General features: G+C 37.0%; 3 protein-coding genes. 1 reads left to right on the top strand and 2 read right to left on the bottom strand.

Annotated features, from left to right (window positions below; translation table 11 throughout):
• Both QZU45_RS10670 and QZU45_RS10665 read right to left on the bottom strand, forming a co-directional pair.
• On the bottom strand, positions 1–210 hold a 210-nt coding region (locus tag QZU45_RS10670; RefSeq protein ID WP_295355142.1), incomplete at its 3' end, for an AAA family ATPase.
• 449 nt (positions 211–659) lie between these two features.
• A complete protein-coding gene (locus QZU45_RS10665; RefSeq protein WP_295355140.1) occupies positions 660–2,720 on the bottom strand; it encodes a hypothetical protein in 2,061 nt (686 codons plus the stop codon).
• A 515-nt stretch (positions 2,721–3,235) separates the two neighbouring features.
• Between QZU45_RS10665 and QZU45_RS10660 the strand changes: the two genes are divergently transcribed.
• Positions 3,236–5,053: an AAA family ATPase gene (locus tag QZU45_RS10660; RefSeq protein ID WP_295355138.1), complete on the top strand. Its 1,818-nt coding sequence runs from the start codon at positions 3,236–3,238 to the stop codon at positions 5,051–5,053.
• Positions 5,054–5,173: the final 120 nt, after the last annotated feature.

Genomic DNA, 5,173 nt, shown 5'->3' with positions numbered 1-5,173 from the left:
CTTATTTTTTTTACTGATATCGTAGTAATTATGCAGCATACTTGCTGTAAGACTCTTTCCAAAACGTCTTGGACGCAGGAATACAGGAACTTTTGTACCAGCACTATTTTCAAGATAGTCAATAAATCTGGTTTTATCGACATAAATGCCGTTACTTTCTCTAATCTCGGTTAGAGAACGCATTCCTACTATGATTTTTTTCTTTTCCATGGTGTTCCTTATCGCCGTGAATTCTTATAATCTGGCTCTTAACATTTTAATGCTGTTAACAGCATTAAAATATCTGTAACACTTCTCTAATATACCGCTTTATGATCTGACATTATTACAGCTTTAAGAACTGTCTTTTTTCATCAGCCAAAGAGGGCTTTTCACTATATTACTACCTGCAGTTAATCAGCATATCTGCCTGCAGTTAATCAGCATTTCTGCCTGATGTTAATCAGCAGCTTCACATTTTCTCTGCTGTTTTTCTACCTTCGCTCATAAAGCTTTTTAACTCTGCTCATAAAGCTTTTTTAACTCTGCTCATAAAGCTTTTTTAACTCTGATCATAAAGCTATTTTTCTATCTTGGATCATAGAAAGATACCGTCAATATCTTAGATAATAAAAAGATACCAGCAGTATCCTTGGTAATAAAAAGATATCTACCCCTATCTACACCCGCTGAACATTATTCAGAACCTCACCTAAGGAATGCTCAAGATTTATTCCTTTCTTTTTTAAAAGGTTGATAAGAGTTTTCTTACCTGAGTATTTCGTTAGAATCAGATCCTGCAGTTCAACAAGTCTCTGCTCTTCACCATAGTAAGTATAGATCTCAGATAAAACCTTAATCCATTCAGCTATGGCTGGAAACAGACTGGTGCGATTGGCCTCTAGCACAGTATCAATCATATCTGTAACATTAGAGCTAAAATCACGGAGCAGGCTTACAGTATCATCCGCTGAGAGAACTGTATTTTCAAACCACAGACTTATAAGCTTTTCTGATGGAATCTCTGCATAAATCTTAAGATTCTCTAATTTAGAAAGATCTAAATAATCAAAATACAGCACCAGAGAAAACATTTCAGCTAAATCTTTCTTTATAAATTTATGCGACGGCTTTCCTAAAGCTTTACTCTTTGCAGTCTTTTCGTCCATATTTTCATCATGTTTTCCGGCTAAAAGTAAAGCACAAAGAAGGAGCCCTTTATAGAACACATTGTTGCCAAAATCATAGGCAGGACCTTTTTTAAAGTCAGTCTTCTGTATATTCTCAAAAAATTCATCAAATCTGCCTTCAATAAGACAGATGAAATAATAGCTTTCAGGGGATGGTTCTAGTAAAAAGCTGTCTTCAAAAAAGAACAGCTGATAGCCAAATTTCGAGGATGCCCCATTTTTTTGAGGATTGTTCTGCTTTAGGATATCCTGAATCTTGTGATCGTATTTATGGTAATTCTCGGAATAATAGCGAAGCTTTAGATAATTGGTTAATGATGGCATACAGGTAAAGAGCTCAAGACATAGATCCTCAAGTGCCTGTTGTTTTTTGAAATGAGAGGCAGCAAGTATACCAAGATCAAGTAATTCAAATTTTTCCAAAGTATTTGAGGATATCTTAGGGACACTTAAGATTAAATCAAGAGCCGCCTCAGGTTTATCCTCAATAACAGAAGCAACATAGTCTCTTATAAGATCCGGATTAGAACTGGCCTGACTTAAGAGCAGTTCTTCCTGTTGCTTTGGAGATGAAATCAGAGGCAAAAGCACATTTACATAAAGGTAGATATCAGACTCAGGACCTTTCTTTGCGATTGCACCGATAAGATCAGTAAGAAAAACGTCAAGGCGCTTTAGATCCGATAAACAGTCATTCTTTAAAGTAGAAAAACTCAAAGGCTCAACTACATCGCAGTTTAAGTAATTTTCGACATTAAACAAAAGCTCTAAGACAAGAGAGATTCTTTTCTCTCCATCTGTACAGAAATATAAAAATGAGAGATATTCTTCACAAAAAAGTCTTAGCTTGTCATCAGAAATCAGTTTATGTTCATGCAGCTCCCACAGGGAAAGCGTGTCAGATTGATTATGAAGAAAAGATTCTCCCTTAATCTTTACCTTAATCGCATAAAGCTTTTTGGCAAGCTTATAGCCTTCCTGATAAAGCTCTAGTTCAGAGCATTTATGGACGATTTCCAAACACCTGCAGATATTGTTTTTAATGTTGAAGTTGTCAGTAAAGACGCAGCTTAATGAAGTGTAAATATTACAGTTTTCAGCTTTGTCATTTTCATCATCTGCATCATAGTCATCATCTTCATCAGTATCGTACGATTCTTCATCGGCATCATCGTCTTCATATTCATCGTCATCAAAATCATCCTCATCATCGTCATACTCATCTTCTTCTCCATCATAATCATCCTCGTCATCATAGAAGGAATCTAAATTTCTGGTTTCAAGAAAAACACTGTCTTTTTTTAGTTGGGAGAAGAAATCTTCTAAAGATGAGATCTCATCAAGTATGCTTTTAACGATTAACCTGTCAGACTCTTTTGTACTAATTAGTTTATTAGAATTACTACAGGCCAGCGAAAGCTGCTTTAAAAATGACTCTCGATTAGGTTCTGGTATAGAAAGAACATAGCTTCTAATAAAATGGTGTAAAAGTTGTGGGGTCGCATCAGCGCAGACAGAATCAATCTGCTCTACGATTTTTTTTAATTTCATTGAAGACTCTTCTCTTTTCTTTAAGACGTTTATCCAGTTTCGAGCCATTTCAATTCACAGCTGACATAGATGGATTATCCTTCTCAGTATCAGATAAGCTATGAACACACTCTTTAATATACTCTGATGATTATACAGGAAATCTTCTTTTCATTCTGAGCGGTTGTATATGATCTGAGCGTTAAATATTCCAATGAGATTCTGCTCTTACAGATTACAAAGAAGCCTGACAGGTAAAGCCTTACAGTGAAATTTCGCAGGCTGGAGCATTTAGACTGTTTATACCGCCTAATCTTTTATAAACAGGTTTAAGGGTAAACCTGAAGTATTGTTTTCTAGTATCCATGCTGCTATTAGCCCCTGCAAGGATCTTGCCTACAGGCTTGAGCTTATGAGATACGGCAGCTTCAACAGCATTTAAAATTCACTCAGGCAGATTTCTGATTTGAGGGCGGTTATAATCTCTTAACTTATTCTTTCTTGTGGTAAAATTATCTAAAAAAGAAGAGGCGTATATGAATAAGGATATTTTGTTTTTAACCGGTATTGAAGATTTTTCAACAATCATTGAAAAAAATTCCTATTACGTGGATAAGACATCATATTTAAAAGAACTGTTTATGAGCGGTTCTGAAGTCTTGAATGCTCTTTTTATACGTCCTCGCCGATTCGGAAAAACTCTTAATCTTGATCTAATCAGGCAGTTCTGCAGACTCAATTATCAAAATCCCGGGGATAAATCCTATCAGCAGAAACTTTTTATTGATAACGGGAGAAATCTGGCGGTTGCAGGAGATGAATACAAAGAACTCCGTGAAAAAATAATGGGAGAGCTTCCTGTCATCAGTATTTCCTTTAAAACTGTAGAGGGGGCCTGTTTTCAGCAGGCTGTATCTCAGCTCGTCTATAAAGTTGGACTGCTATATGATGAGTTTTTGTTTCTGATTGAGAGTTCAAAGCAAGATCTCGATGATATTGAGAAATACAAAAAGAATAAATCTTTTTGTAAAGATAAACAGGATGAACTAGATAATCCGCAAAATTTGAATAGAGCTATATCCATTCTCGGCACAGCTATTCCACAGATTGCCTCCATGCTGTACAAGGAGTATGGACGCAAGGTTATAGTTATTATTGATGAATATGATGTTCCTTTGCAGAAAGCTGTTATTGCTAAAGAACCTTACTATGATGATATGCTCAGTATCATTCGAACCTTAAGCGGTAATATTTTCAAAAAAGACAATGAGCCATGGCTATACAAGGGAATCGTCTCAGGCTGTCTGCGTATAGCCCATCAGAGTGTGTTTACCGATGCCAATAACTTCACAACCTATGGCATGAACAGAGAACCTTATACCGGATTCTTTGGTTTCACAGAAGAAGAGACACAAAAACTCCTGGCTGACTGTGGTCTTTCCGAGAAAGAGAATGAAGTTAAAGAATGGTATGACGGATACAGATTTGACGATAAACATATCTACTGTCCATGGAGCTTGATAAGCTACTGTGATGAAGTTCTTCACGGCTCAACTGATAAACCTCAGCCATTCTGGGTAAACACCAGTGGTAACGATCTTATCACCATGTTTACCGACAACAGTATGGAAGCACACAATGCAGAGAATATCGATAAACTTCAAAAGCTTCTTGATGGGGAAACAATTGATATCAGCATAAAGGAGTTTACAACCTATCCTGATCTTAGAAACAGAGTCAGCTTTGATGTATTTATGACACTAATGCTGCATACGGGCTATGTAACCTTTGCCGAAGGTTCAGAACTCACCGGAAAAGTGACTGTAAAAATTCCAAATCAGGAAGTTCTGGCCTGTTTTAACGAGAAAAGAGAATATCTATACGGAGAGGATAATCCTTACTGGTACAATCAGGCGTTAAAACTTGTTGATTTGCTCATGGAGAACAAGACTGAAGAAGCTCAGGCTTTAATCAGCTCCATGCTAAAAGAGTTCTTAAGTATCAGAAACAGCGGTGATGAGCTCTACTACCATGGCTTTATGGTTGGAGTTATTGGAATAGCCAGTGCAGCGAAAGGCATATCCTTTCATGAGGAAATTGAAAGCGGAGACGGTTTCCCTGATATTGTCTTAAAAAACAATGCAACAGATACAGTAACTGTTATTGAATTTAAAAAAGGCAGGAACGAACGTCTTGAGCGTATCCGGTGTGCAGAAGATGCTGCAAAGCAGATTATTGATAAAAGATATGCAGAACCATATCTTGCTGAAAAATATACAAATGTATATGGCATTGGTATTGGCTTTGGAGGAAAGGACTGCTATATTCAATCACTTGGAAATCTGTCCCACTAAGAGCTGCACTCTTTGAGAGTCTTTGACTCTCCCACGACTGAAGTCGATGGGATTCCTGTTTCATAGACCACAGCATAGCGAACTACGTCTTACACGATCTCTTGGAGAATTGCTCCTCCA

This window comes from uncultured Succinivibrio sp., assembly GCF_902756765.1.
In the GTDB taxonomy this organism is placed as follows: Bacteria; Pseudomonadota; Gammaproteobacteria; order Enterobacterales; family Succinivibrionaceae; genus Succinivibrio.
The sequence above is the reverse complement of the archived record's forward strand: the minus strand, read 5'-3'. Positions and strand labels throughout refer to the sequence as shown.